Here is a 25,384-nt window from a genome sequence, read left to right on the forward strand (position 1 = left end):
TTCCTTGTTTTAGCGGCTGGCTTGTGGGGTTTGCGAAGCGGTGTCGGTCTGTTGCAATGCGGCCTCGATGAAGCGCGGTTCGGCCCAGCTCTTCACGTCGAACCCTTTGCGGATCAGCTTCGCGTTGAGCGCCAGATCGACGCTGCGCTGCAAGTTGTCGAGGAAGGGTGCGTCGAGTTGCGGGGCGAAAATCTTCACCAGCGATTGGTCTTTGGCATCGGTGGTGAGGATGTCTGCCGGGAAGCTGGCAAGCTTGGAAACGAGGTTGATGTAGTCCTGTTTATGGTCGTCGTTGCGCAACCAGGTGATGGCGGGTTGTTGCGCCTTGATCAGACGCGCGACCAGTTCCGGGTGCGCATCGACGAAAGCGCCACGCCCCAACAGCACGGCTTGCATGCTACCGGCGCCATCAAGGTCGACGGTGGTCAGCGGCAGCTCGGCGAGGCCGCGCGCCTTCAGCGCAATCACCCCGGCGCCGGACCAGGTGGCGTCAATCTGCTTGGCGGCCAGTGCCGCGTTGGCAGCGTTGTAATCGAGGTTGACCACTTTGTAGTCGCTTTCTTTCAAGCCCTGATGCGCCAGTGCCGAGGCAAACGAAAGCTGCGTGGCAGTCCCGCGAAAGATCGCCACGCGTTTGCCTTTCAGTGCTTCGAGTGTGGTGATGCCCGAGCCGGGCTGCACCGCGAGGTAGAGTTTGACGTCACGCGCGGTTGCACTGAGCAGGCGCGTGTCGAGGCCACCGGCCTTGCCGATGATCGCCGGCAAATCGCCGAGGTACGCGAAGTCTTCCTGATTGTTGGCCAGTGCTTCGTTGATCGCCGGCCCCGCGCCTTTGAAGAAGTCCCAGCGGACCTTGATGCCGTCTTTCTCAAACTCCTTTTCCAGTGCCTGGCGATCGCGCAGCACATCGACAATCCCGGCGCCGCTGGGCGTCGGCCCCGCGCTGATGTCCGGCACGGCGATACGGATTTCCTTGACCGCATCGGCCATGACGGCACCGCTGACCAGGACGGCAGCGAGGGAAAGCGCCGCTGTGGTGAGGGAGATTGTGCTTGACGACGTCGTTCGAATCACGCGGATGCTCCTGCAAATTCCAGCGAGGTGCCGGATCGGAGGCGCAGATATAGCGGCCTGTGGTTGGAGAAATAAAATACTTAAAAATATGCGCTTTATTCGATTGCGGAATATAAGCGGTGGGGCAAAGCCTGCGCGTGCAATGCTTTGCGGGCATAAAAATTATGCAGGGCTGGCAGGCGCCGCAAAGTCCTTACCAGCGGGCTGAGCGGATGGCTGAAGTCCGCCCGGTATGACGCAGCAGGGGTGATCAGCTCTGCGCAGAATCCTGCGACTCGGGCGTTTCTTCAGTCGCCAGTTTCGCCCGGTCAGCCTTGCTGATGTATTTAGGTTTTTTCGGTGCCAGTTTGGCGCTGGCCTTCTTGGCCTTTTCCTTGAACAACTGCTTCAGCTTTTTTTGACGATTCATGGGTTCTGCTCGGTTTGAAATTGTTGAATTAAGGCTGCGATTCGCGCATGAAGCCTACGGGTTGAGGTAGGGCTTGACGGTGTCTTCGAGCAGGTCCACCAGCGCCGGGTCCATGAACGGGTAATCGTCGGGGATGTCCAGCGAGTAGATGCGCTTGTGCTCAAGCAGACGGGCGTATTCGGCCTGCAGGCGATTGAGGTGCTTGCGTTCCATGACGAAGATGAAATCGGCCCAGCGAATATCCGCCGGGCCGATCGGTTTGCGTGCGTTCGGGCTTGTGCCGGCGGAACGGGCTTTGAAGCCCTCACGGCGGCGCCAGATGGCCTCTGCCGTGGGGCTACGCCACTGGTTGCGGCTGCAGACAAACAGAAGATTGGTCACGCTTGATCCAACAATTGGCGAGTGGAGCGAATGGGATAGCTCATGCCGAGTTGGCGTGCCCTGATCAACTTGTCGCCACGGGTGTACATCAGCTTCCAGTTCTTGGGCGGCTTGAACTTCAGCGGATCGGCCGCTTTGCCATTGCCGTGTTTACGGGCCTGCTGACGTCGCCAGGCGCGGGTTCTGTTCATGGTCATTTCCTCGTGAATACCGGGTTCAGCAGCCGCGGTAATACGAGTTGTGGCTATGGTAAGCGTGAATCGGTGCAGTGGCTAGGCGGCGATGGCGAATATTGATCAGCGCAAGGCGTACACGTTGGCTTCGATCAGCGTGCCGTCGGCCAGCGTCACGGCGGTCACAACCCGCTGGTACTCGGCGCCTTCAAACGCATCGAGGTCGGCCCAATGGGCAGGGAAGTTCTGCGATGAAAATACGAAACCCTCGATTACGTCGCCATCATCCGCAATCACCAGCCCCGGAAAGCCCATCTCGGCGCCCCAGCCCGCCTGCGTCAGTCGACCTCTGAGCGAGGCCGGCTGCCAGGTGCCACCGATGTTCTGCATGACATGCTCATTCGGCCGCCCCGGGCCCAGGGTTCCATAAACGAATAGACGCTCCACGTTAGTTCCTTGCGATCAAAAGAGTGGAATCCTGACGCATGGCGCGGGGCGCGGCAACGGCAAATCCTCACATCGCGATAAAGTCTCGAACGGCCTTGATCGTCGGCGCCGGCGCTTCCTCCATCAGCCAGTGTCCCGCTGCCGGAATCACCACCTCCGTGACGTTGTCCGCAGCGTTACGCATCACGATCGCTTCGTTATTGCCGAAGGACTTTTCACCGCCGATGGCCAGCACCGGCATGGGCAATTTTTGCTGCAGCACAGGTGCATTGTCGATTGCGTCCTGGCGGATGCTGCGGAACTGCGCAAACGCTGCATGCATGGCACCTGGCCGGGCATAGAGTCTGGCGTAGTGTTGGCGAGTGCCTTCGTCGATTTTAGCGGGGGTGCCGGCGAACTCGTTCCAGAAACGGTCGAGGTAGATCCGCTCGCGTCCGGCCACCAGACGCTCCATGTCCGCACCGCCGAAATCGAAGTGCCAGAGCATCGGTGAGCGAACAATGTCGTTCCACGGCGTGATGCCGGGAACGGGCGCATCCATCACCACCAGCCGGTCGGTGAGCTGCGGATAGCGCGCTGCATAGGCGAAGGCGACCATGGTGCCGATGTCATGGCCGATGACCACCGAATGTTCGATCTTCAGCGCGGCCAAAACGGCGCGAATGTCCGCCGCCTGAGTCTTCTTGTCGTAACCGTCTTGCGGGATCGACGACAACCCCATGCCGCGCAGGTCGGGCACCACCACCGTGTGATCACGCGCCAGATCCGCCGCCAGCGGCGCCCACATGTCACCGGTATCGCCAAAACCATGCAACAGCACCACGGCCGGGCCTTTGCCGCCGACACGCACATGCATCGTCGCCCCGTCGGCCTTGATCTCCTGCGTGTGGAAGGTCGCGGGGAACGGCGTCACGTCGGCGTGGGCCGGCAGACTCAGGGCGAGCAAGGTGAGAGCGGCAAGCAGTGGGCGCGTCATGTCGATGGTTCCAGGGCGGGGGGCGGTGGAATGAGCGTAGACGCCTGCGCGAATTCCGACGGGGCTGTCAGATCCACACGTCATTATCGGCCGTGCGTTCGCCCCCCTCATCGCCCGTGTTCAACACACCCCGAGGCTCGATCATCATCACGCGGGCCTCACCTTCGGCGGCCGTGCGGTGCTCAACGCCACGCGGCACGACATACAACTCGCCCGGTTTTACGTAGACACAGCCTTCGCGCAGGTCAATGCGCAGCGTGCCCTCGATCACCAGAAACGCCTCGTCGGTGTCGGCGTGGGTGTGCCAGATGAATTCACCTTCGATGCGCACGACCTTGAACTGGTAGTCGTTCATTTCGGCGACGACGCGCGGGCTCCATTGGCGATCGATCAGCGCGGCTTTGTGCGCCAGGTTGACGGGTTGCGGGTTGGGTTTGGCGCAAGTGAAGTGCATGACGAATCCTCTAAGAGTCGGGAATCGTCAGCCTAGCGAAGGGGTGGGTTGCGTGGCTTGTACGATCCTGCAAGTGGACGGTGCGCGCCCATGCGCTCCAGCCAGCGCGACGGCGATACGCCGTAACAGCGGGTGAAGTGGCGGGTCATGTGGCTTTGATCATGGAAGCCTGCGGCCAACGCGGCGTCGACCAGGCTGAAGCCGTCGAGCGCCAGGGCGCGGACTTGATCCAGACGGCGCAAGGTCACGAATCGATAGGGGCTGGTGCCAAACAGCACCCGAAAGTCGCGCGACAGGCTCCAGCGCTCGCGGCCGCTGGCGTGTTCAAGCATCTCCAGGGTAATCCCCAGGTCGAGGTGCGCCAGGATGAATTCCCGGGCCCGCTCGGCCGCCCGGTAGTCCAGCAGTTTGCGCCCGCGCGGTTTGCCGGCGACGGCTCTCATGGCGGTGGCCAGATCAAACAGCGCGTCCTGTTCTTCCAGCGCGTCGAGCGGATGGTCCATGGCCTGGACAAACGTTGCGCTGGCCCGGTACAGGCGCGGATCGCTCGACAAACCGCCGGCAATGTAGGGCAGTGGCTCGCCGTCGAGGACCTGTTGAATCAGGGCCGGATCGATGTAGGCCATGCGATAGCGAAAGCCCGCCGCTGTGCCGGCGCTGCCGTCGTGCAGTTCATCGGGGTGCAGGATCAGCGTGTTGCCGGGTACGCCGTGACGCAGCGAGCCCTTGTAATGAAAGCTCTGCACTCCCGCCAGCGTGCGGCCGATGGAGTAGGTGTCGTGCCGGTGCGGGTCATAGCCATGCCCACCGAACCAGGCCTCGATTCGCTCTACCTGACCGGGCTGGGCATTGCGGATGACCCAGTCGGTGGCGGGGGAAGATTCGCGTCGATCCATTGTTTCAATGTCCGGTAGGGAAGGGCTGCACGGGAGGCCAGCGCCGAGCTGCCAATCAGTGATTGTGCCACCTGCACGCCTTACCGATTGAACGAGCAGTCAGCTGTCATGGTGCCAATCTCGATCATCCCGGCACTGACGTCGAGGTCGCTGCCGTGCCCCCAGCGCAAGGGTGCGCCATACGCCACGAGGTCGTAGATCTCGCTCTCGCCGAGCACTTGGTCGTTGCGATTATCATACAAGCGAAAAAATCGCGGGTATTCCCACCTGACGAACCAACTGCGCTCCAGTGATCCGTCCGGTGGCGACTGCGGATGAAACGAACTCGGCAACAGCCAAAACGGTTTGAACAGTTGCACGCGAAAGCAGCCGTCTGGACTGTAGTCAGCGGCTCCGTCGCGTTTGGCCAGGGCCTTCTCCCACCATTGGGACATGCCCCAGAGTCCGGCGTAGAAGATCAGCAGTCCGAGGATGACCCACACGATTCGGCTTCTGCGGGTCATGACAAGCGCAGGCCCATCTCGATGGCGCGGTGCTCGAAGCCGAACTCCGCGTAAATCCGTATGGCGCGTTCGTTGAACGGCCAGACTGTCAGCCGCAAATCCTGGGCGTCATGTTCGATGGCCCAGTCCTTGACGCGTTGCATCAGCCCGCGACCGATGCCTTTGCCCCAGAACGGCTCGGCGACACACACCGAGCCAATGCGCACGACATTCTGCGGCTGCATCAGCGGCCCGGCGCTGGCCGACAGGTTGGCGGTAATGAACGCGGCGGCCTGACCGTCGACAGTGGCGAGAAACACCACTTGACCGGGTTTCTCGAAAATACCGGACCAGTGCGGCAAGTCACGCGAATAGTCTTCGGTGGCGGCTGCGTAGATGTCGGGGCGGGCGTCGTGGTGCACCGAATTGAGCAGTTGGCCCAACTCACACATCGTCAGTGCATCTTGCGCCGTGGCGATTCGGTAAAAGATGGTGGCTTCCATGGCGGATAACGCTCCTTGAAGTTGGGGTGATCGTCGAGCGGTGTCTCAGCCAGGACAAATGGTTCGTTCGCCCAGGCGTTCAACCAATCGGACGAGATAGCCATCCGGGTCCTGGACGATGAATTCGCGCTGGCCGACCTCGACACTGTCAGCCCGATACCAGGTGTCCTTGCAGGCACGGAAAAGGCCGAACCCTGCCTGCTCCAGATTGTTGAGGATGGGAGCAACTGCCACCACGTCGATCTGCAGGTTGATGCCTCGCCCAAAGGGCTTGCTCAGCGCTGCAGTCAACCACTGCCCGGCGCTCGGATCAACCTGCTCAAGCATCACTTGCGCGCCATTCAGGTCGAGGTAGGCAAAGCCGTCTTCGGCGCGTTGGTGGGCGATATTGAATCCCAGGCAAGCCACCCAGAATGCCAGGCTGGCTTGCAGGTCGCTGACCATCAGTTCCGGAACCAGTGTGTTGCGTTCGAGCATGAGAAGACTTCCGTTTCAAAGTTAATCGCCCGTCGCGAGGTACGCGTCCTGGGTGTCATGCAGTACGTGTGCCGTGTCGAGTGCGTGGCGGACGATGCGCAGTTCTTCGCCCGTGAAGCGTTTTCTGCCGATTTGCTGATACATGCCGCCGGGATCGCTGTGCAAGGAAAAAAAACCGACAATCTGCTCCTCGGTGACCTCAAGAATCAACTCCATAAACGCTTCGTGCCTGGCGCTCGCGTTCAGGTAGGTCAAGCCGTCGACGACAGCACTGCCACACGCGGTCAGCTCCTGCCACGCCAGCGCATTGTGCTGCAAATGCCATGCGCCTGAGTCCTCCGGCAGTGCGCGCAGCGCCGAGAGCAGGTTCTCGCGGGACAGAACACTGAGTTCAAAGCGATGTTTGCCCATGCTCAGATGCATCGAGGACGCTGAAGATGGCACCGGCCTGACGACGCGGGCTTGCAACAGGTAGCTATGGGCGATTTCCGAGGGTTGTTCACTCCAGCCATTCAAGTCCGAAACGGGCGGGCACCAGATGAGCTGCAGGGTTTCACCGATGTGCAGCGTGTCGTGGCGGTCGAAATACGCGAAGGTTGTTTGACCCGCGCGCGGCACAATGTCTGCAAGCTGAATAATCGGCGCGCTGTAGTCAATGCCTTGGTCGAGAGACCAGAACATCGGGCAGTAGATTTTCATCGTCGAACACTCGGGTTACTGCGGGGAGTCCGATTGAAGCGCCGCCCAATGCCTCATCTCTTCAGCAATGAAATGCTTGACCAGATCGCTGTACATTTTCTCGATGGCATCCGGGTTCAAGCCCTCGGCCTCAGCCCATTCACGACGGGTCGCCAGCATGGCGTTGAAGCGCTCAGGCGCACGCACCGACGATGCCGAAGTCTTGAATTTCGAGGCCGCCAGCACGTACTGAAAGCGCTGGCCCAGCAACTCGATGACCTGGTGATCGAGTCGATCGATTTCTCGGCGAATGTCCTGCATGTTGGCGCAGTCGGCGGGGGGGATTGGCTTGATGACGTCCATGTGCATTCTCTTTTTGTGGTGGGCGGACAGGTTTTTAGCTGGCCAGTGGCGGCTTGGCAAAGGCTTGCGGTCCCTTGGAGAGGTCATTGAGAAACGCCGAAATCTGCCGCGGCGTGCGCAGGTGAATCAGCGGAATCTGCGGGCCGATGGCCAGGCGCATGGCCTCGATGCCGGGGCGGTTGACGCGATCGAAATGCCACACGTAGAGCAGAAACTGCAGAAACGCTTTGTCCAGTCGCTCGGTGCAGCCCGCCGGAAGATCTGCCCGAGGCAGGTTCAGCGCGCTGCGCAGCATGACCCGTTTCATGCAGATGACGCGGGGCGTATCCAGCCAGATCACCAGATTGGCCCGAGGCAGGCGCAGGTCGAAGGTTCGCCGCGAATAATTGCCTTCGCAGACCCAAGCGTCGGAGGCGATGGCGTGCCGAACCCGCTCACGAAAGGCTTCGTTATCCGGCTCAACCCAATCGGATTCCCAGAACAGCGGATCGAGGTGGACCACCGGCAGATCCAGGCGTTGGCCAATGGCTCGGGCGAGGGTGGATTTGCCACTGCCCGAGTTGCCCAGAATCACGATGCGCTGCATGTGCAAATCCCTTGCTGAAAACGTGAAAATTTAGAAAAAACACAGAGTGCATGGGGCAGTGCTTGCGGTCAGCTTTCAGTCAACGGGTCGATTAAACAGTGGGTGATAGAATATTTTTTGAGCGCGCCGAGCTTTAAAATTCATTTCCGGTTGTGCGTCAATATCATATTGAAGGATTTTTTCCGCTTCATCCCAATCTCGGGCCAATAGTTGGCTGGGACGCGGTGCGAATTCAGATGATTCAGGCTCCAGGATAAAAGAAAAGATGCTGAATTCGTTCTCTTTTTCGGGGATTGCGTCAATGTTTTCTTTGAAGAACAAATCAACTGACTCGTCGTTGATGTTGCCGTTTCTATATTCAAGTTCAAGTTCGCCCGACTGCCAGTCGGTGATGATCAGGTGGCTGGATTTTCTGAAATGTTTGATAAAAGGCAATCCAAGGTCATGCCGACCCAAATATGAGTCGATAGTAATGCCTTCTTTTACAACGGAGAATAGCAGTGGGTAAGCCATATTGAGTCTGAGGTTTCGGTTTTTAAGGTTGTTTATGGATTTTTCGAAGTCCTCGATAATTTCAGGGGATGCTTCTTCGTAACCAATGAAACTAATAACTGCATAGCACGGTGTGTCGACGGCGTCGTAATTGTCATTGACTATTCTCATCAGTTTCTTGCAAAAGGCGAAACCTATGGTTTCTGCATACTGTTCAGAAGCATCAACGCTCAGCAGGCTGTGATGGAGCTGCCTGTTCATTTGAATCGCGGTTGCGGTCTGTCGGGATTTATTGAGAATGACAATATAGTCGAATTTTCCAGAATCAAAAATTTCCTGCGCCTCAGTCAGCGAAACCTCCATACGATCGTCGTCGTCGTCAGTCTTTATAAGACCATTTCCAATGGCCAGGCACATACCTGTGTTGACGATGCAAAAATGATCAGACTTCATTTGTGTCAACGTACAGGTTGCATCACCTAGTTCAGGATTCTCCGCCAAGAGTGCGTAGCAAATATCCGGCTGTAGATGAATCCCCTGTTTCGATATATAAAGCCCAGTGAAGGAACCGCCGATGCCATGGTTGGGCAGTGTAAGATTGTGCATGCCATATATCTGCAATAGAGAAAGCATGCGTATCAGCATGATTTCATTTGCTTTGTCATATTGTTTTGATTCGTTTTTCCAACTGTCGTGAAATGCCTTATGAAAAGACGTGGTGTATTGGCTCAGGTCTTTTGGAGGGCTACCGAATTCGACAAAGCTTTCATTGGTGGAGATGAAGTCATCGTGTAAGTTGGTGAGGACGGTGATGGTTGGCTTTTTGTCGAAGCTGATAGCGGCAATTTTTATTGCGGGTCTATCCTTGAAGTCTGGATAATTTGAAATCGCTAAGTTTAGTGCCGTGGAAAGATTGTTGTCGTTCTCTAGGTGCGCCAGGATGAGGTCAATAATTTTATGACCGAAATCAACGTCTCCTGAAAGGCAAAGTGCGGCGTTAGATGTGCTGAATATTTTAAACGCACCCTCACACACGTGCTTGGCGTTATCCGCATAACCCTGATTTTGACCCAATGAGGAGACCCCTTTTGGATTGCCGGTCACGTTCCCGTTATAGCTGGTTATCGCACTGTCTGCTGCAATAAAAGCAGCATCATCTGTCTTCCACACCACGCAATACGTCACTTTGAAATCCTTTCTAATATTGTCTTGAAGATCGTCTTATTCTCCTGAATAGCGGAGGAGATGGCAATTGGCTAGTCCAGTAAAAACGGCGCTAGCAGGCAATGCTGCGCCGGTCAGAGACTAACTTGTGCAAAGGAAATTCAGAAGGCTCGATCTGGACGGCACGGCACCAGCGCCGCTGCGAGCGCTCCATCGACGATCTCTTCGCTGACCAGACGACCCACCGTCGCTGCCAAGGTAACGCCGGGATGCATGACGCAGACGTAGGCGCCGCCGATGCCGGGCAGATAACCGACAATGGGCACGCCGTCTTCAGGCATGGGCCTGAGCCCGATGCACGCGGCTTCCGGCTCGATGGCGGTGATCGCGCCAAGTTCCTGCTGAATGGCTTTGGCGGTTTGCAGCGCGATGGCCATCGGTTGATGCTCGGGCGCATCGCTCACGTAATCTTCTGCGGCGAGCAATGTTCCATCGGCGCCCTGACGCACTTCCATGGCAGGGCTGGAGATGATGCCGTTAATCAGATCCGCCTGAGCCTTGTAGCGGATGAACAGCGCCGGGGAGGCTGCCAGTGGCAGGCTGATGTTGAGCATTGCTGCCAGGGGGAGGGTGCCGGTGCCCGCTGCGAGAATCACCGTATCGGCAGCGATGCTGCCCGTTGCGGTCTCGACGCCGGTCACGGTGGCATTGTGCGTTGTGAAACCCGACACCGGGGTCTGCGTCAGTAATTTCGCGCCAAGCGCCTGAGCGGCGGCGATCAGCACATGGGTCGCCTGTACCGCGTCCAGCGCACCTTCTTCAGCTTTGTACAAAGCCTGCTGCGGAGGATGTTTGAGGTTGGGCTCAAGGCGCCGTATCTCGGCGCGCGACAATAGCGATACTGACGCCGAGGCGCCGCAAGCTTTTATCACGTCTGCAGAATAAGACAGCGCACCGGTCCAGCGAATGTTCAGCGCCGGCAGCTGTGTTTCGAGACGGTGGTACGCGGCGATCGCCGTGCCACGCAGCAATGCGATCGGGTCGTGCCCGAGGTGGGTGGTGTTGATCCATGCAAATGACCGCCCGGTGACACCGCTCGCGATCTCACCGGCCTCGATCACCGTAACCTGCGCGCCTTTTGCCGCCAGGTGATACGCCAGCGAGGCGCCGACGATGCCGGCGCCAATCACCACGATGCGCTTGTTTGCTCCCTCGCCCATGCCCCACCTCCGTGTTGTTGACCGATGACGGTACTACAACCGGAGTTCAGGGTGGTTGGCAATATCAGGCAGAAGTGTGGCTGACATGCTTGGGCCCGGCCAATGCCCACGCAATCAAGCCGAACAGCGGTACAAACACGATCAATACGATCCACACGCCCTTGTTACTCGATTTCCCCTCGCTCTTGCGCACCCGATTGATGGCCCAAAGCTCGATAAGCAGAAGAACTGCCGCCAGTACGATCCACACGGTTTCGATATGCATTGGCTACCTCCTGATGGTCTATGCGTTAGGTGGCGTGTGGCGGGGCGGGTTCATTTATTTTTATCGAGCGCCGCGAGTTTGCGCGCCAGATCGAGCGCAACCCGCCCGCTGTTCAGCGTGGGCAGCAAGTGGGTGAAGGGGATGTCGATCAGGCGGTTCAGATGCTATCGCCTCAGATGAGAAATCCCTGGGACGAGGGTCAGTTACCACCCATGCCAATCTTTCAGATGAGAAACTTGAGATCGCCATGCAAATCAGTTCTTATCGGGGGACTCCCCTGCAGAGTTGAAATCCTGTTGAGCGTATTTTCATAGGGATGTTCCCATTGGTTATTACCACACGAGAGTGGAATCACGATATTGACGAACGGTGAGTCGGCTTTATTGATAGGGCCCGCATGGCCGCCATGATGCGGTGCCACCATGACACAATCACTGTAGGTGAATCCAAGTCGCTCATAACCCCTGAACACTTTCTGATAGTGGTGGTCGCCGGTCAGCAACGCTACTTTATCTGACCCTGCTACAGCAACTACGATACCTGTCTGATTGCTCGAAACTCCAGTGGTCGCTCGCAGTATATGGATATTTTCGATGCACCCGAAAGGAACCAGTTCGATGCTGCGTCTCTGCCATTGGTGTGCGTGCCTAGACGCGTGGGGTACGGAAACTACTTCAATCTCTTGATCTTGCAGCATTGTTATTACGCGAGAATAGGTATCGGTCTCAGGTATGTTGCAAGGCGCGATAATCCTTTCGATTTTGCTTAGTTCTGAGGGCTGAAAAGCGAGAAGAGCATGAAAGTGATCAATATCCCAATGACTGATGATGACGGTTGTGTTGTTCTCTAGGTGGATGGCGCGTCGTTCAACTATCTCTCGTACTTTTTGGGCGTTAAAAGTTCGAGACGCGCCAGTATCATAAATATATAGACGGCCATTGGTTCTAATTTCATTCCAGTTGGCATGGCCGCAATCGACCACCGTTAATTCTGCAGTTGAATATGATGGGTAGCATGAAAGCATTAAGGAAAATGGCGAGAGTATTTTTTTATCTTGGGGAGGGGAGGGCGATCGAAACCCACTAATGTTTATTTTCGAGCCTTCAATTTTCAATGATGCCCGCAGATAGAGTTCGCCCCCTCCACCTTCTGGTACAGCCGTGTACACCGCAGTTTCCAAGTAACGGAACGGCAAAAAATACCAATAACCTTCTTTAAGTAGATTGTGTCTGAACTGCCCGTTACGGCTTAGTGTACGGCTTGGTGGAGTGTATTTGAGCTCAAACATCGACGCCGGTCTATCGCGTCTATCATTGAAAAATTCTGAGAGGCGTACGGCATCTTGATGGTTTCGAACATCCAACAAAACCGTATGTTTATTTTCCTTTGGATGCATATCGGCCTGGTTAACATATACCAAGACTCCATCCCTTCGTTCTTCAGGTTGTATCGGGTCACGCGGCTCATTCCGTGGCATAAGGTCGTCCTTTATTTCCTGGCGCTTGCGAAGTGCTGTTTGGTAGTGCTTCTCGAGTCCCGAGCGGAGCTCTACACAGGGAGCCAGAGGATCGCAAATTGAGCATCCAACAGCAATTGGAGGATCGTCTAATACGCCAAAGAAGGATCAGGGAGATGTCTGCTGATCTTTTAGATTTTTGATCTGCTGCGCCAGGTCGAGCGCAACCCGCCCGCTGTTCAGCGTGGGCAGCAAGTGGGTGAAGGGAATGTCGATCAGGCGGTTCTCGCGCACGGCGCGCAGTTGCGACAGCACCGGATCGTGGCTCAGCAGATAGCGTTTGCGGCGGGCCGGTGACCATTCGGCGTCGGCCAGCAGGATTACGTCCGGGTCGCTGGCGAGGAGGGTTTCGCGGCTCACCGTCACCCGATACAGATTAATCTCGGCGAACACATTGCGGGCGCCGGCAGCGGCCAACAGCGGGGTGACGAAACCGCGCTGGCCTTCGCTGTCGAGGCCTTTGACTTCGCTGTCGAGATAGAACACCGACAGCGGTTTTTCCGTGCCGACCAGCGCGCGCACGCTGGCGAGGTCCGCGTCCATGGCGTCGATCAGTTGCCGAGCCTGCTGCTGTTTGTCGAGTAACTGGCCCAGGGTCAGCAGGTCGTTGCGCACATGCCCGAAGTAATCCAGTGAATGCCCGGCGCAGGCCGACTCCAGCAAGTACGAGCCGACGCCGTTGCGCGCCAGCCCTGAGCGCGATGTCACGCCGTCACCAAAAGCGGTGGCGAAGCCGCCGATCACCAGGTCCGGCCGCTGCGCGTACAGCACCTCGCTGGCCGGGTACTGACGGGCGATCACCGGTACGCCGAAGTACTCAGCCTGACGCTGGCCGGCATCGGTGTCGTCCAGATACGCCACGCCAACCAGCGCAGGCCCGGCTCCCAGCGCCAGAACGATGTCCGCCGCGTGCTGATTGAGCGCGACGATCCGTGACGGCGGCGCGGCGTTCCAGGTTTCGCCGCAGTTGCGGTAACTGTCGGCCAATACCGGTGCTGCGCCGAGCAGGGCGGCCAGGCATAACCCAAGCGTTTTCATGGCTGCGCCCTGATCAGCAAATCCTCGACCACCTCACCGCCGACCAGATGCACCTCGACCAATCGCTGCACGTCAGCCTTGCTGTGCACGCCATACCAGCACGTCTCCGGGTACACCGTCAGCACCGGCCCGAGGTTGCACGGAAACTGACAATGCGTGCGGGTCAGCAACACGCCGCCCGGCGTCTCGATGCGGTCATGTTCCAGCAAGTGCCGGCGCAGGGTTTTCCATAACTGCTGGGCACCGCGCTGGGTGCAGCGCGGGCCGGTGCAGATGAACACGTGGCGGGCATGCGCCGGCACGTGCGACCAGTCCGGGTGCGTGTCGACGCCGTCGATGGTTTTGATCTGACTCATCAGAAGCGATACGTGTAGCGCACTTCGGAGGTGAACGGCCGCCCGAGGTTGTCGACGTTGCTCGAACGGCTGGTGACGTAATTGCGGTCGAACAGGTTTTCCACCAACAGGCTGACGCGGTGCTGATGGGCGCTGTCGAGGTAGCGATAGGCGTCGGCATCCACCACCGAATAATGACCGTACTCGACCTGCTTCGAACTGGTGATGTCGCGGATATAACGGATCGCCCCGCCAGCGCCCCACAGGCGATTTTCCGACTCATAACCCACGCGCGAGCGGGCGAAGAAGCTCGGAATGTCATTGATGGTCACGCCCGTGCGCGACTCGGTGAGGTTGCGGGTCATGTCCGCCTGCACACTCCATTGGTCATTGAGCGCCAGTTTGGCGTCGGCCTCGAAACCGCGCATGCGGATCTGCCCTTCACCGTTGACCCACTGAATGTCGTCGAGGGTAATCAGGTCGTCGATCTTGCGTTTGAACAGGGTCACGCTGGCGCTGAATTCGCGGTCGAGCAAAAAACCTTTGTAGTCGAGGCCCAGCTCGGCGTTGCGGCTTTTTTCCGGTTTGAGATTGCGGTTGCCAAGCTCGTCGCCCGGTTCGTTGACGAACAGTTGCTCGGCATTCGGCAGCTTGTAGGCGCTGCCGTATTGACCGCGCAGCGACCAGTTGTCGCTGAGGTCATACAGCGAAGTGAGCATGCCGACCGTGGCGCTGTCGCCGCCGCCCATGGCCTCGTGACGGACGCCGATGCTGGGATGCCAGTCGGGCAGGGCGTCGATCTGCGGGCGCAATTGCGTATAGATCGCGTGGGCTTCGGCCTTGTCGTTGTCAATGATCAGCACATCGTCCTGACCCTTGAACCATTGGTTGTCGCTGCCGAACACCAGCACATGGCCGCCGGGCAGTTCAGCCTTGCCTTCGGCCTGCACGCCCCAGTCAGTGAAACCCCAGTAGTCGTTGTGATTGATGACTTTGGTGGCGCCGCCCTCGACATTGTTGACCCGGGTGTAACGCGTGTCCCAATCGTTGATGTGGCCTTTGACGAAGTAGCTGAAGCGCTCGTTGAGGCTCTGTTCGAACGTCGCGGTAGCGATCTGCTGCACACGGTCGTTGGTGGTGTTGTGATTGTCGACCGGGCGGGCGAAATCGAGTTTGGCGTCGGCGTATTGATAAAACAGCTCCAGCCGCGAATCGTCGCCGAACGACTGGATCGCCTTGCCACCGAACGTGGTGACTTCGTAGGCACGCTTTTTCTCGGTGACGTTTTTCAGGTTGCGGTTGCGATACGGTTGATAACCGTCGGAGACGTTGTGGCTGACGTACGCCAGCAAACCCAGATCGCCAAAACCGTTGGTGAAAATGTTTTCCACTCGCGCGTCTTCGGTGGTGCCGCCGAAGGTGTCGACGCCCAGGTTCACTTCGCCCATGGCTTGGCGCGACTGCGGGCTGCGGGTGACGATGTTGATCACCCCCGACACCGCTTGTGTGCCGAACAACAGGCTCTGCCCACCCTTGAGCACTTCGATGCGCTCGATCGCGTTGGCCGGCAGGGTGTCGAGATAGAGGCCGCCGTACAGGCGATTGTTCAGGCGCACGCCGTCGAGCAGGATCAGCGTGTCGTCATTGTGCCCGCCCAGCAGCGAATAAGTGCCGTAGTCGAACGGGCCGTTTTTCGGCGCGACGTAGAGGCCGGGAATGAACATCTGCATGACCCGGCTGACGTCGGCACTCGGCCCGGCGCGCTCGATCTGTTCGCGGCTGACGATTTCGACTTTGCTGCCGTAATGCGCCATGTCGGCGACGGTGGTGGACTCCACCGACGGGGCGGAAACGATTTGCTGATTGAGTTCCAGCGCCGTGTCGTCGGCCAGCAACAGAGGGCTGAACAGGCAGCCGAACAGAAGGGTTGGAGCAGAGGTGTTGAAAGGTCGAATCATTGTCTTCTCGAAAAGGATCTTCGCAGAAGAGCATGCAGGAGAAGGCATCGCGCACAGCCAATACCGGCCCATGCCCGCCCACCGCAGGATTTTGCCAAACAGACATTTCGGGCCGGTCTCCGGGCTCGCGCGTATCGAGGCTTTCACCTTCCCATGGCCGTCTGGCCACAGTGGTTTGTTGAAAGCATCACGCGCCTACCGTTGCGGGGGCAGCACCGGACTTGTTCGATTCGAACGTACCGGTTTCCCGTTTCACCCCATGCACGGCGGCATGGGACACCTGAAACAGGGCGGCATCTGAACATTCGAAAGACCGTTCGTCAACTTCTGCGCACCTTCGGCAACTACTACGGTGATCCACGCAACTTCATGGTCTCGGTCAAGGCGCGCTTCTGACCTCAGGCCACACCCTCCAGCGCCGCGTGGTCGATGACCACGTTGGCGCGCATTCGATAAAAGCGCAGAAACTCCTCGGCCGGCATCGGTTTGCCGAACAGCCAGCCCTGGCCGTAATGCACGCCGTGGTCGCGCAGGTAATCGCGTTGCGCCGCGGTTTCGATGCCTTCTGCGACGATCTTCAGGCGCAAGCTTTTGGCCATTTCGATGATGTGCCCGGTCACGGAACCGGTCGCCGCATCCTGATCGATGTTGTCGACGAACGACTTGTCGATCTTCAGCACGTCCAGCGGCAACTGCTGCACATGCTGAAGGCTGGAAAACCCGGTGCCGAAGTCGTCGATGGCCGCCAGATAACCGAGCGAGCGCGCCTGATTGACGGTGGCGCGGGCGGCGTCGATATCGACAAAACCGCGTTCGGTGGCTTCCAGCCAGATCTGCTTCTGCTGCACGCCGGCGTTGCGGGCAGCCGCTTCCAGACCGGGCAGGAAACGACCGCTGCTGACATCCCTGGCCGCCAGATTGATGGCCACGTGCAGCTGCCGTTCCTTGACCAGCAGCGGACCGAGGTCGCGCATCACCGCATCGATCACCTGATCGGTGATCGGCAAAATCAGGCCACTGTCCTCGGCCAGCGGAATGAACGCATCGGGGCGCACCAGCGTGCCGTCCGGATGGCGCCAGCGCACCAGTGCTTCGGCGCCGACACAGGCGCCATCGCTGAGGCTGACGATCGGTTGGTAGTGCACGATGAACTCGCGATTGCGCACCGCCAGTTTCAGCTCGGCCAGCGGCGACAAGCGCTGCCGGGTGCGGCGGATGATCAGCAACACCAACACGCCGGCGAGCAAGCCGCCAATCGGCAACAGCAGCATTTCCCGGCGGACCAGCCCCTGCATCAATTCATGGCGCGACAGCGTGGCAATGGCGACCCAGTCGCCGTTGTGTACGAGGGTGTACAGATAACCGTCTTCAAGGCCTGCGTGAGGGCCGGAGTGCACTCGACTCAGAAAATGCTCGGCCCCCGGGCGCGAGGCGCTGACCAGTTGGCCGGTCGCGGTCGCGACCGCCAGATGCAGATCGTCTTCGAGCATCACCTGGAGGAATTGCTCAGGGTCGACCAGCACATTGAACGCTGCATATTGCAGGGCCATCATCGGTTTGGCCGGGACGATGCGTGACTGCACACCGAGCGACACGCGCACGCCATCGGCGCTGGTGAAGTCTTCGCGCCAAGGGACGGCGTGATGACCGACCGGCCCCCAGGAACCGCAGGCGTAAATCTCTTCTTCGACATAGCCGACTGACTTCACCGAGAAGGTGTTGATGGTCAGCAGGCGCATCTCATCGATGCTCTCGGGCGTGCACGGTACCAGGTGGGAACCGGCGATGGCTTTCAGCGCCCCGGCGGCTTCGTTGAACGTGCCATTGGCGCGGCTGGAGGCCACAGCGGCGAGAGTTTCCAGACGCTGCTGAGCAGACGCCAGATTGAGCATCCAGGCGAGGTAGCCCATCAGAATCACTGGCAGCAAGACACACGGAAACCCCAGGAGAATGCTCCCCCAGACGATGCGTTTTTTGTTCATTTGTCGCCACCTTGGCCACAGGCCTGTGACGTGCGCACAGCACGGCTGTATCCAGCAAAGACAGAATACGGCGGTTGCGGTTTGCCGATATTGCTGCAGATCAATGTCGGTGATGAATGGGTTGAGCCTCGGTCGGTTTTGCTCCTTCTTCGGAAATAACTACTAAGGTCTATAGCTGTGATCAGCAGGCAACATTCAAGTGGCGCCGAGCGTGGCCCGTTCGCCGTGGATAACACCTAACAAGGAGGTTTTCATGCAACGTGTTTGCGAGCACTCCATCGGCGGGTTTGCCCCGCATTTGCTGCGCAGTGCCGTGGTGGTCGCCATGGCCAATGCGCTGATGCTGACAGACGCGCAGGCCGCCTGCGGACCGCTGGCGGCGGGTGCCTATAACGTCTCGCAAACCTGTATGCCCGCTGTGACTGTCGATGCGGCGATCAGCACTCAAGCGGGGACGAGCATTACCACCACGGCGGGGTCGTCACTGCTCAGCCGCGGCAACAACGCCAACACCACGCTGACCCTCAGCGGCACGACGATCGACAGCACTCCGCCCACGGCCGCGAACGCGGTGTTTGCCAACGTGATTGGCAGCACCGGCAACGCTGACCTGTCCGTCAATGGCGGTACCAACACGGTCAACGTCGGCGGGAGTGGGCTCGACGCCCTGGCAATCACCAACGCCGGCAGCGGGTCGTCGACGTTCTCGGTCAGTTCCGGCACCACGCTGAATATTCTCAACAGCGTGGTCGGCAACGAGCACGATGGCATCGACATCAACGCCAGCGGCGGCGGTGCGATCAACCTCAGCCATCAAGGCAGCGGGCAAATCACCTTGCTTGGCGGTAACGGCATCTGGACCAAGGCCACCGGCAGTGGCGAGAGCAACGTCAATGTGGGTGCCGGGGTGAGTATTCTGGTGAACAACGACGATGCGTTGTCTGCCGGGCTGCCGATCATCGACGATACCTTGCCGACTGCCGGCATCGGCAATCACGCCGGGGTTCACACCCGAGCGGTCAACGGCAACACCACCGTGGTGAGCGCCGCCAGCGTCCAGGCTATCGGCATGAACGCCTTCGGCCTCTTCACCGAAGGTGGCGCCGGCAATACCCGCCTGACCAATAACGGCACCCTCAGCACCAATGGCCTCAACGGTTTCGGCATTCGTTCCTTTTCCACGGTCGGCAGTATCGCCATCGTCAACAACGGTGCGATCACCACTACCGGCGGTGCCGCCCACGGTATCTACGCCAACGACAACGTCGGTGGCAGCGGGTCGATCAGTATCGACAACAACGCGCCGATCACGGTGGGCAGCACCGCGAATACCGCCGGTTCAAGGGCGATCTACATCATCAAGCGCGGTACCGGCGATGCGACGGTCACCGGCAGCGGCAATCTCACCGTACTGGGCAGCCCCAACACCACGCGGGCTTACGGCATCATCGTCAGCGCTGAAAACAACAACGTGCTGATCGATTATTCCGGCGACATTTTAGCCAGTGGTTTTGGTGCGGGCGGCATTCGGGTCGACTCGACCGGTGGCAACGTGCGGGTCAACTATTCCGGCGACCGCATCGAAACACTGCACAGCAATGCCAACGGTATTTATGTCTCGACCCAGGCGCCGACAGGCACGGTCGACGTCAACGCTGGCGGCACGATCATTACCCATTCCGATGCCGGCTCAGGCGACGGCACCGGCATCGGTTCGTTTGGCATACAGGCGCTGACTTTGGGGGGCAATGTCGGCGTCACGTTTACCGGGCCGCTGATCGATGTCAACGGCGCTGGCGCGGCGATTCTGGCGGGCAATGCCTTCAACGCCGGCAGCGGCGTCGGCACGCTGAACGTCAGTAACAGCGGTGAGCTGATCGCGCGCGGCGATCAGCAGCGCGGTATTCGCACGTTGTCGGTCAGCGGCAGCCAAACCATCGTCAACAGCGGGGCGATCCAGACGCTTGGCGGCAGCAACAGTCAGGGGATTCTTGCGCAGGCTTCAGGCGCGGCGAGCCTTTCGCTGACCAACAGCGGGGCGATTACCAGCAAGGGCAGCGGCTCGTCAGCCATCGACGCGCTGACCGAGGGCGGCACGGTCAGTGTCAGCAACACCGCGACCCTGCAAGGTGGGCGCGCAGACAGCAGCGGGGTGGCCCTCGGCGGTGCGACGCAAACGTTGAACAACGCCGGCACGATCGGCGCGCTCAGCGATGTCGCGGTACGCGCCGATGCGACCACGCCGGGCACGGCGTTTTCGCTGAACAACACCGGGCAGATGACCGGTTCGGTGAATGCGGTGAGCGCCAGCAGTAACGTCAGCAACAGCGGCACCTGGACGCTGCGCAACTTTGTCGACAGTAGCGGTAGCGGCACGCGTGATACCTGGGGTGTTGCCACCGGTGATCTCGGTTCGGCCGGCAACAACAGCATTGATAACAGCGGGGTCATTCGCTTGGCCGCGCAACCGGCGACGGGCATCGCCAGCTTCAGTGCCAGCGGTGCCTATTTGCCCTTGGGCCAGGCAGCCAATACGCCAACACCGGGCGGTGCGGTGCAGGGGCAATTGCTCGGGGTGAGCCGTTTCACTCACAGCGGTACCCTCGACTTGGCAGCTGGCGGGAACACGGTCGGCAATGTCTTGCTGATCAGCGGAGCGAACACGGCCGGCACCGACGGTGGCGGGGTCTTCGTGTCCAACGGCGGCAGCCTGTTGCTCAACACCACATTGAACGGCGGCGGGGTGAACAGTCGCTCGGACATGCTGGTCGTCGACTCGACCATCACCGGCAGCGGCGGCGCCACCGGATTGGCAGTGAGCAATGTCGGTGGGCAGGGTGAGTTGACTCAGGGCAACGGCATCGCTGTCGTCGAACTGCTCAATAAAACCGAGGCGGCCAGCGACCCCAACGCGTTCCGCCTGGCCCGCCGGGTGGTCGCCGGGCCGTATGAGTATCGCCTGCAACAAGGTGCTGAGGACGGCAGCGCCAAGGACACCTGGTACCTGCGCTCGGATGCGCCAATTCCGGACGATCCGCCAGGCCCTGATCCCGAGCCAACGCCTGCGCACGTGCCCAATTACCGGCCGGAAGTGTCGTTGTACAGCGCGGTTCCGGCGCTGGCGCTGGTCTACGGCCGGACGATGGTCGACACCCTGCACGAGCGCGTCGGCGAAGAACGCCTGAATGCCGGCGATCCGTTGCCCAAGGACGATGAGTCCACGCTGGCGCCGTCCATGGGTTGGGGCCGGGTGATCTATCGCAGTGGTAAACAGGATGGCGACACTAAAAACGCCTTGGGCAACACGCCCGAATACAACTACGACCTGACGGCTTTTCAGGTCGGCACTGACCTTTATCGCAAGGTCAGAACCGATGGCAGTCACGAGCAGGCCGGGATTTCCCTGTCGGCCGGCACGATCGACGCCGGCGTCAGCCACTACACCCGTCGCGCCGCCGGCGAAGACACCTTGCGGGCTTACGGCGTGGGCGCCTACTGGACGCACTTCGGCCCGTCCGGCTGGTACCTGGACGGTGTGCTGCAGGTCAACCGCTTCGACATCGAAGCCAAACCCAACGACCTCGGCAAACTGAAAACCCGTGGCTGGGGCTACACCGCGTCGCTGGAAAACGGCTACCCGTTCGAGGTCGACAAGGACTGGTACGTCGAACCGCAATTGCAGGCGATCTACAGCTATGTCGACCTCGACAGCAGCGATGACGTCGGCGCGAAAATCCGTTTTCGCGACGTCGACTCACTGATCGGCCGGGCCGGCGTGCGCATCGCCAAGGACTGGGACACCGAAGGCGTCGACAAAAGCGCACGGCGCACCAACGCGTGGATACGGCCGAGTGTCTGGCACGAATTCAAGGGCCAGCCGAAGACCGAGTTTTCCTCCGAATCGGGTTACATCCCGTTCGAGTCGGACATTCAGGGCACGTGGGGCGAGGTCAACGTGGGCGTGGATTACCAGGCCAATCGACGCACCACGTTTACCGCGTCGGCGGGATATCGCCAGGGCTTTGATGGCGACAGCCACGGGTATGACGCGATGCTCGGGTTCAAGATCAATTTTTAGGTACCCCCGACAACCCCGCGCGGCACTGCAAAACCCTGTAGGAGTGAGCCTGCTCGCGATGCGGTGGGTCAGTCGGCATCGTCGGCACAGGTAATCCGCTATCGCGGGCAAGCCCGGCTCCCACAGGGATCTCTGGTGCGCATAACCCCGCGCAGCACTGCAAAACCCTGTAGGAGTGAGCCAGCTCGCGATGCGGTGGGTCAGCCAATATCGTCGGCACAGGTAATCCGCTATCGCGGGCAAGCCCGGCTCCCACAGGATTCTCGGGTGCGCATAGACCAGCGCAGTAATGCAAAACCCTGTAGGAGTGAGCCTGCTCGCGATGCGGTGGGTCAGTCGGCATCATCGGCACAGGTAATCCGCTATCGCGAGCAGGCTCACTCCTACAGGTTTCTCGGGTGTAGACAAAACTGGGCAACACGGCAAAACACTGCGGGGATGGGGCTGTTTGCGATGCGGTGGGTCAGCCGATATCGTCGGCACAGGTAATCCGCTATCGCGGGCAAGCCCGGCTCCCACAGGTTTCTCGGGTGTACAAAAAAATGGGCAACACTGCAAAACCCTGTAGGAGTGAGCCTGCTCGCGATGCGGTGGGTCAGCCGGTATCATCGGCACAGGTAATCCGCTATCGCGAGCAGGCTCACTCCTACAGGTTTCTCGGGTGTAGACAAAACTGGGCAACACGGCAAAACACTGCGGGGATGGGGCTGTTAGCGATGCGGTGGGTCAGCCGATATCGTCGGCACAGGTAATCCGCTATCGCGAGCAAGCCCGGCTCCCACAGGGATCTCTGGTGCGCATAACCCAGCGCAGCACTGCAAAATCCTGTAGGAGTGAGCCTGCTCGCGATGCGGTGGGTCAGTCGGGAGCATTGGCACAGGTAATCCGCTGTCGCGAGCAGGCTCACTCCTACAGGTTTCTCGGGTGTAGACAAAACTGGGCAACACGGCAAAACCCTGCGGGGATGGGGCTGTTCGCGATGCGGTGGGTCAGCCAATATCATCGGCACAGGTAATCCGCTATCGCGAGCAGGCTCACTCCTACAGGTTTCTCGGGTGTAGACAAAACTGGGCAACACGGCAAAACACTGCGGGGATGGGGCTGTTTGCGATGCGGTGGGTCAGCCGGTATCGTCGGCACAGGTAATCCGCTATCGCGGGCAAGCCCGGCTCCCACAGGTTTCTCGGGTTTAGACAAAACTGGGCAACACGGTAAAACACTGACCGCGCGGTCGGCGTGATCGGAATGGCTTGCTGGCGCGCGGCGCTATATTCTTCCGGCGTGTAATCGAATTGTTTAGGGAAGCATTGCATGCCGTTCAGGGTCATGGTCGTCGGTGGATATGGAAATTTCGGCAGCATCGTCTGCAGGCATTTGGCGCAGATGCCGGGTGTGCAATTGCTGCTCTCGGGCCGTGACCGGCTGAAGTTGCAGCGCAAGGTCGATGAGCTCAATACCCACCCCGGCACAGTCGCCGAAGGCTGGTGTGGCGATGCCATGGGCGCCGAGTTCAGAGCGGCGTTGCGCGCGATGGACATTCAGTTGGTCATCCACACCGGCGGGCCGTTTCAGGGGCAATCCTATGCGGTCGCCGAGAACTGCATCGCGGCGGGCGTGAACTACTGCGATCTGTCTGACTGCCGCACATTCGTCAATGGCATTGGCCTGCTCGATGCCCAGGCGAAACAGGCGGGCGTGGCGATTCTCAGCGGATGCAGTTCGGTGCCGACGCTGTCGTCGGCGATCATCGATCAGCAGCGCTCGCGTTTCTCGCGCATCGACGTGATCGAACACGGCATTTCGTCGTCGGCGAAAATGCCCGGCCTGTCGACGATTGAAGGGGTGTTCGCCTACGCCGGCAAACCGATCAAGCAACTGAAAAACGGTCAAGTGCATGAGGTGTTGGGCTGGCAGGACCTGACTTTGCGCAAAATGCCGCAGATGGGCACGCGTCTGCTGGCCAACGTCGATGTCCCGGACATGGACATTTTCGCCGGCCGCTATGGCGCGCAAACCCTGAGCTTCAAGGCTGGCGCCGGGCTGAAAATGGGCAGCCTCGCCAGCTACCTGCTGGCGCAGGCCTTGCGGCTGGGGCTAGTGCGTGACCATGCGCTGTGGGCGGCGCGGTTGCACCGTCTGGGCACGCGTTTCGAACGGTTCGGCGATGGCAAAAGCGCGATGTACATCGATGTGCACGGCGTCGGTCTTGAGGCACAACCGCTGTCGATGACCGTGCAACTGACCGCCCTGAATGACAAGGGCCCGGAGATCCCCAGCTGCGCCGCTGTCGCCCTGGCCGCGAAAATGGCTCTGGGATATGAGCCACAGGCTGGCGCACGACCGTGCGTGGGCGAAATCACCGTCGACGAATACATGGCCGCCATTAACGATCCGGACAACCTGAGCCTGTCCGTGCAGTTCTCTGACGGGCAGCGCTGAGCATGCTGTATCTGTGCTTGAAGTACCTGCACGTGATCGCCGCGATATTTTTGTTCGGCTTCGGCATGGGCTCGTTCCTTTACCTGATCGCCGCCAGTCGCACAGCCAACCCGGCAGTCATCGCGCATGTCGCGCGGATGGTTGTGCGTTTCGATACCTGGATTACCACGCCGGCAGGGTTTGCCCAGATCATCACGGGTTACCTGCTGCTGAGGGTGTCGGGGCTGCCGATGAGCACGGAATGGGTGCTCACCTCGCTGGTCATCTTCTTCAGCGTGGGCTCGCTGTGGCTGCCGGTCCTGGTGCTGCAAAAGAGGCTGTGCGGGATGGCGTTGACTGCCGACGCGGCTGGCGAGGGGCTGAATGACGACTTCCGCGCCGTTTACCAGAAATGGTTCTGGATGGGCGTTGTCGGGTTTGCCGGGATGTTTGTGATTGTGCTGATGATGGTGACGAAACTGTCGCCGGCGCAGTGGCTCAGTCTGCTGGGATAGCGCTGGGTGGCGCGGCCATTTTCAAGAAGCGCTGCTCATGATCAGGACTCGGCAAGAGGCAGGTGTCGTACCGGCCGAACAACCGATAGCGATTGCGCGCAATCCGGTCGTACGCCCAATCGCGCAGCGTGCGCGGCACGATGCGCAGCCACCGGATGGGTTGCCAGTGACCAGGCAATTGGCCGATGACTTCGAAAAACGCATCCGAACGCTCCCAGTAATGCCGGTCGCGGATCACCGCCATGGTGTCGAACTGATCCACCGGCAAACCGGCCCACGCCAGCAGCGCCTGACCCTCGGGCGACTGCACGGTCGCGAGGCGCACGCGGCGCTGGCGGTCATGCCGGATCAGAAAACGCGCCCAGCCATTGCACAGCTTGCACACGCCATCGAACAGCACGACCGTCTCGCCCGGTTTGAGCAGTGGCGCAGGGGCAGGGCGGGTTTGCGAGGCTGGCATCAGTGTGGGTCCAGATGAGACGGGTTATTCGCGATCATAACCGA

26 protein-coding genes, 1 pseudogene and 1 riboswitch are annotated in these 25,384 nt (G+C 59.7%); of the genes and pseudogenes, 3 read left to right on the top strand and 24 right to left on the bottom strand.

The window, feature by feature from the left end; all coding sequences use genetic code 11:
* Positions 1–9: 9 nt before the first annotated feature.
* From ACZZ0B_RS09105 to ACZZ0B_RS09215, 23 genes and pseudogenes are all read right to left on the bottom strand, one after another.
* Positions 10–990 carry an ABC transporter substrate-binding protein gene (locus ACZZ0B_RS09105; RefSeq protein ID WP_158832782.1) on the bottom strand — a complete coding sequence of 327 codons (981 nt, stop codon included), beginning with the start codon at positions 988–990 and terminating at the stop codon, positions 10–12.
* Positions 991–1,324: 334 nt separating this feature from the next.
* The gene (locus ACZZ0B_RS09110) at positions 1,325–1,483 is read right to left on the bottom strand and encodes a DUF2986 domain-containing protein (protein WP_440097144.1); all 159 of its coding nucleotides are present in this window, start codon (positions 1,481–1,483) and stop codon (positions 1,325–1,327) included.
* A 54-nt stretch (positions 1,484–1,537) separates the two neighbouring features.
* The gene (locus tag ACZZ0B_RS09115) at positions 1,538–1,864 is read right to left on the bottom strand and encodes a low molecular weight protein tyrosine phosphatase family protein (RefSeq protein ID WP_463544931.1); all 327 of its coding nucleotides are present in this window, start codon (positions 1,862–1,864) and stop codon (positions 1,538–1,540) included.
* On the bottom strand, positions 1,861–2,055 hold the full coding sequence (locus ACZZ0B_RS09120; RefSeq protein ID WP_008085616.1) for a hypothetical protein: 195 nt from the start codon (positions 2,053–2,055) through the stop codon (positions 1,861–1,863). The genes ACZZ0B_RS09115 and ACZZ0B_RS09120 overlap by 4 nt, the downstream gene beginning before the upstream one ends.
* 105 nt (positions 2,056–2,160) lie before the next feature.
* Positions 2,161–2,484: a gamma-glutamylcyclotransferase family protein gene (locus ACZZ0B_RS09125; RefSeq protein WP_440097145.1), complete on the bottom strand. Its 324-nt coding sequence runs from the start codon at positions 2,482–2,484 to the stop codon at positions 2,161–2,163.
* A gap of 67 nt (positions 2,485–2,551) precedes the next feature.
* Entirely contained in the window at positions 2,552–3,460 is a 909-nt protein-coding gene (locus ACZZ0B_RS09130; RefSeq protein WP_463544932.1) for an alpha/beta fold hydrolase, read from the bottom strand.
* A gap of 67 nt (positions 3,461–3,527) precedes the next feature.
* Positions 3,528–3,914, bottom strand: coding sequence for a cupin domain-containing protein (locus ACZZ0B_RS09135; RefSeq protein WP_463544933.1), 387 nt, complete (start codon positions 3,912–3,914; stop codon positions 3,528–3,530).
* A 32-nt stretch (positions 3,915–3,946) separates the two neighbouring features.
* On the bottom strand, positions 3,947–4,810 hold the full coding sequence (locus ACZZ0B_RS09140) for an AraC family transcriptional regulator (RefSeq protein WP_463544934.1): 864 nt from the start codon (positions 4,808–4,810) through the stop codon (positions 3,947–3,949).
* An 80-nt stretch (positions 4,811–4,890) separates the two neighbouring features.
* Positions 4,891–5,313 carry a hypothetical protein gene (locus tag ACZZ0B_RS09145; protein ID WP_463544935.1) on the bottom strand — a complete coding sequence of 141 codons (423 nt, stop codon included), beginning with the start codon at positions 5,311–5,313 and terminating at the stop codon, positions 4,891–4,893.
* Positions 5,310–5,795 carry a GNAT family N-acetyltransferase gene (locus ACZZ0B_RS09150; RefSeq protein WP_463544936.1) on the bottom strand — a complete coding sequence of 162 codons (486 nt, stop codon included), beginning with the start codon at positions 5,793–5,795 and terminating at the stop codon, positions 5,310–5,312. Before ACZZ0B_RS09150 ends, ACZZ0B_RS09145 begins: the two co-directional genes overlap by 4 nt.
* Before the next feature lie 45 nt (positions 5,796–5,840).
* A complete protein-coding gene (locus tag ACZZ0B_RS09155) occupies positions 5,841–6,272 on the bottom strand; it encodes a bleomycin resistance protein (RefSeq protein ID WP_463544937.1) in 432 nt (143 codons plus the stop codon).
* Between the two features lie 21 nt (positions 6,273–6,293).
* A complete protein-coding gene (locus tag ACZZ0B_RS09160) occupies positions 6,294–6,971 on the bottom strand; it encodes a hypothetical protein (RefSeq protein ID WP_463544938.1) in 678 nt (225 codons plus the stop codon).
* Between the two features lie 15 nt (positions 6,972–6,986).
* Entirely contained in the window at positions 6,987–7,313 is a 327-nt protein-coding gene (locus tag ACZZ0B_RS09165) for an isochorismate lyase (protein WP_463544939.1), read from the bottom strand.
* Between the two features lie 34 nt (positions 7,314–7,347).
* Entirely contained in the window at positions 7,348–7,899 is a 552-nt protein-coding gene (locus tag ACZZ0B_RS09170; RefSeq protein WP_463544940.1) for a P-loop NTPase family protein, read from the bottom strand.
* A 75-nt stretch (positions 7,900–7,974) separates the two neighbouring features.
* On the bottom strand, positions 7,975–9,576 hold the full coding sequence (locus ACZZ0B_RS09175; protein WP_463544941.1) for a hypothetical protein: 1,602 nt from the start codon (positions 9,574–9,576) through the stop codon (positions 7,975–7,977).
* 140 nt (positions 9,577–9,716) lie between these two features.
* On the bottom strand, positions 9,717–10,775 hold the full coding sequence (locus ACZZ0B_RS09180; RefSeq protein WP_463544942.1) for an NAD(P)/FAD-dependent oxidoreductase: 1,059 nt from the start codon (positions 10,773–10,775) through the stop codon (positions 9,717–9,719).
* A gap of 64 nt (positions 10,776–10,839) precedes the next feature.
* On the bottom strand, positions 10,840–11,040 hold the full coding sequence (locus ACZZ0B_RS09185) for a PLD nuclease N-terminal domain-containing protein (RefSeq protein WP_008085597.1): 201 nt from the start codon (positions 11,038–11,040) through the stop codon (positions 10,840–10,842).
* Positions 11,041–11,090: 50 nt separating this feature from the next.
* Positions 11,091–11,198, bottom strand: a pseudogene (locus tag ACZZ0B_RS09190) (ABC transporter substrate-binding protein); the annotation flags it as partial.
* 65 nt (positions 11,199–11,263) lie between these two features.
* Complete coding sequence (locus ACZZ0B_RS09195) at positions 11,264–12,517, bottom strand: MBL fold metallo-hydrolase (protein ID WP_463544943.1); 1,254 nt, start codon at positions 12,515–12,517, stop codon at positions 11,264–11,266.
* Between the two features lie 147 nt (positions 12,518–12,664).
* Positions 12,665–13,594, bottom strand: coding sequence for an ABC transporter substrate-binding protein (locus ACZZ0B_RS09200; protein WP_463544944.1), 930 nt, complete (start codon positions 13,592–13,594; stop codon positions 12,665–12,667).
* On the bottom strand, positions 13,591–13,950 hold the full coding sequence (locus ACZZ0B_RS09205) for a (2Fe-2S) ferredoxin domain-containing protein (protein WP_463544945.1): 360 nt from the start codon (positions 13,948–13,950) through the stop codon (positions 13,591–13,593). Before ACZZ0B_RS09205 ends, ACZZ0B_RS09200 begins: the two co-directional genes overlap by 4 nt.
* Positions 13,950–15,887 (bottom strand): TonB-dependent receptor plug domain-containing protein, encoded by a 1,938-nt coding sequence (locus ACZZ0B_RS09210; RefSeq protein ID WP_463544946.1) that lies wholly within the window; start codon positions 15,885–15,887, stop codon positions 13,950–13,952. The genes ACZZ0B_RS09205 and ACZZ0B_RS09210 overlap by 1 nt, the downstream gene beginning before the upstream one ends.
* Before the next feature lie 93 nt (positions 15,888–15,980).
* Positions 15,981–16,186, bottom strand: a riboswitch (cobalamin riboswitch).
* 99 nt (positions 16,187–16,285) lie between these two features.
* Positions 16,286–17,869, bottom strand: a complete 1,584-nt coding sequence (locus ACZZ0B_RS09215) for an EAL domain-containing protein (RefSeq protein WP_463544947.1) — start codon at positions 17,867–17,869, stop codon at positions 16,286–16,288.
* 253 nt (positions 17,870–18,122) lie between these two features.
* Here ACZZ0B_RS09215 and ACZZ0B_RS09220 point away from each other — a divergent pair, with 253 nt between their 5' ends.
* The 3 genes from ACZZ0B_RS09220 to ACZZ0B_RS09230 all read left to right on the top strand — a co-directional run bounded on the left by ACZZ0B_RS09220 (position 18,123) and on the right by ACZZ0B_RS09230 (position 24,880).
* Positions 18,123–21,947, top strand: a complete 3,825-nt coding sequence (locus tag ACZZ0B_RS09220; RefSeq protein ID WP_463544948.1) for an autotransporter outer membrane beta-barrel domain-containing protein — start codon at positions 18,123–18,125, stop codon at positions 21,945–21,947.
* 1,311 nt (positions 21,948–23,258) lie between these two features.
* On the top strand, positions 23,259–24,386 hold the full coding sequence (locus ACZZ0B_RS09225; RefSeq protein WP_463544949.1) for a saccharopine dehydrogenase NADP-binding domain-containing protein: 1,128 nt from the start codon (positions 23,259–23,261) through the stop codon (positions 24,384–24,386).
* Positions 24,387–24,388: 2 nt separating this feature from the next.
* On the top strand, positions 24,389–24,880 hold the full coding sequence (locus tag ACZZ0B_RS09230) for a DUF2269 family protein (RefSeq protein WP_463544950.1): 492 nt from the start codon (positions 24,389–24,391) through the stop codon (positions 24,878–24,880).
* On the opposite strand, the gene ACZZ0B_RS09235 is transcribed toward ACZZ0B_RS09230, so the two are convergent.
* Positions 24,864–25,340, bottom strand: coding sequence for a thiol-disulfide oxidoreductase DCC family protein (locus ACZZ0B_RS09235; protein ID WP_463544951.1), 477 nt, complete (start codon positions 25,338–25,340; stop codon positions 24,864–24,866). The genes ACZZ0B_RS09230 and ACZZ0B_RS09235 overlap by 17 nt on opposite strands.
* Between the last annotated feature and the right edge of the window lie 44 nt (positions 25,341–25,384).

Source organism: Pseudomonas sp. AC247, assembly GCF_979258015.1.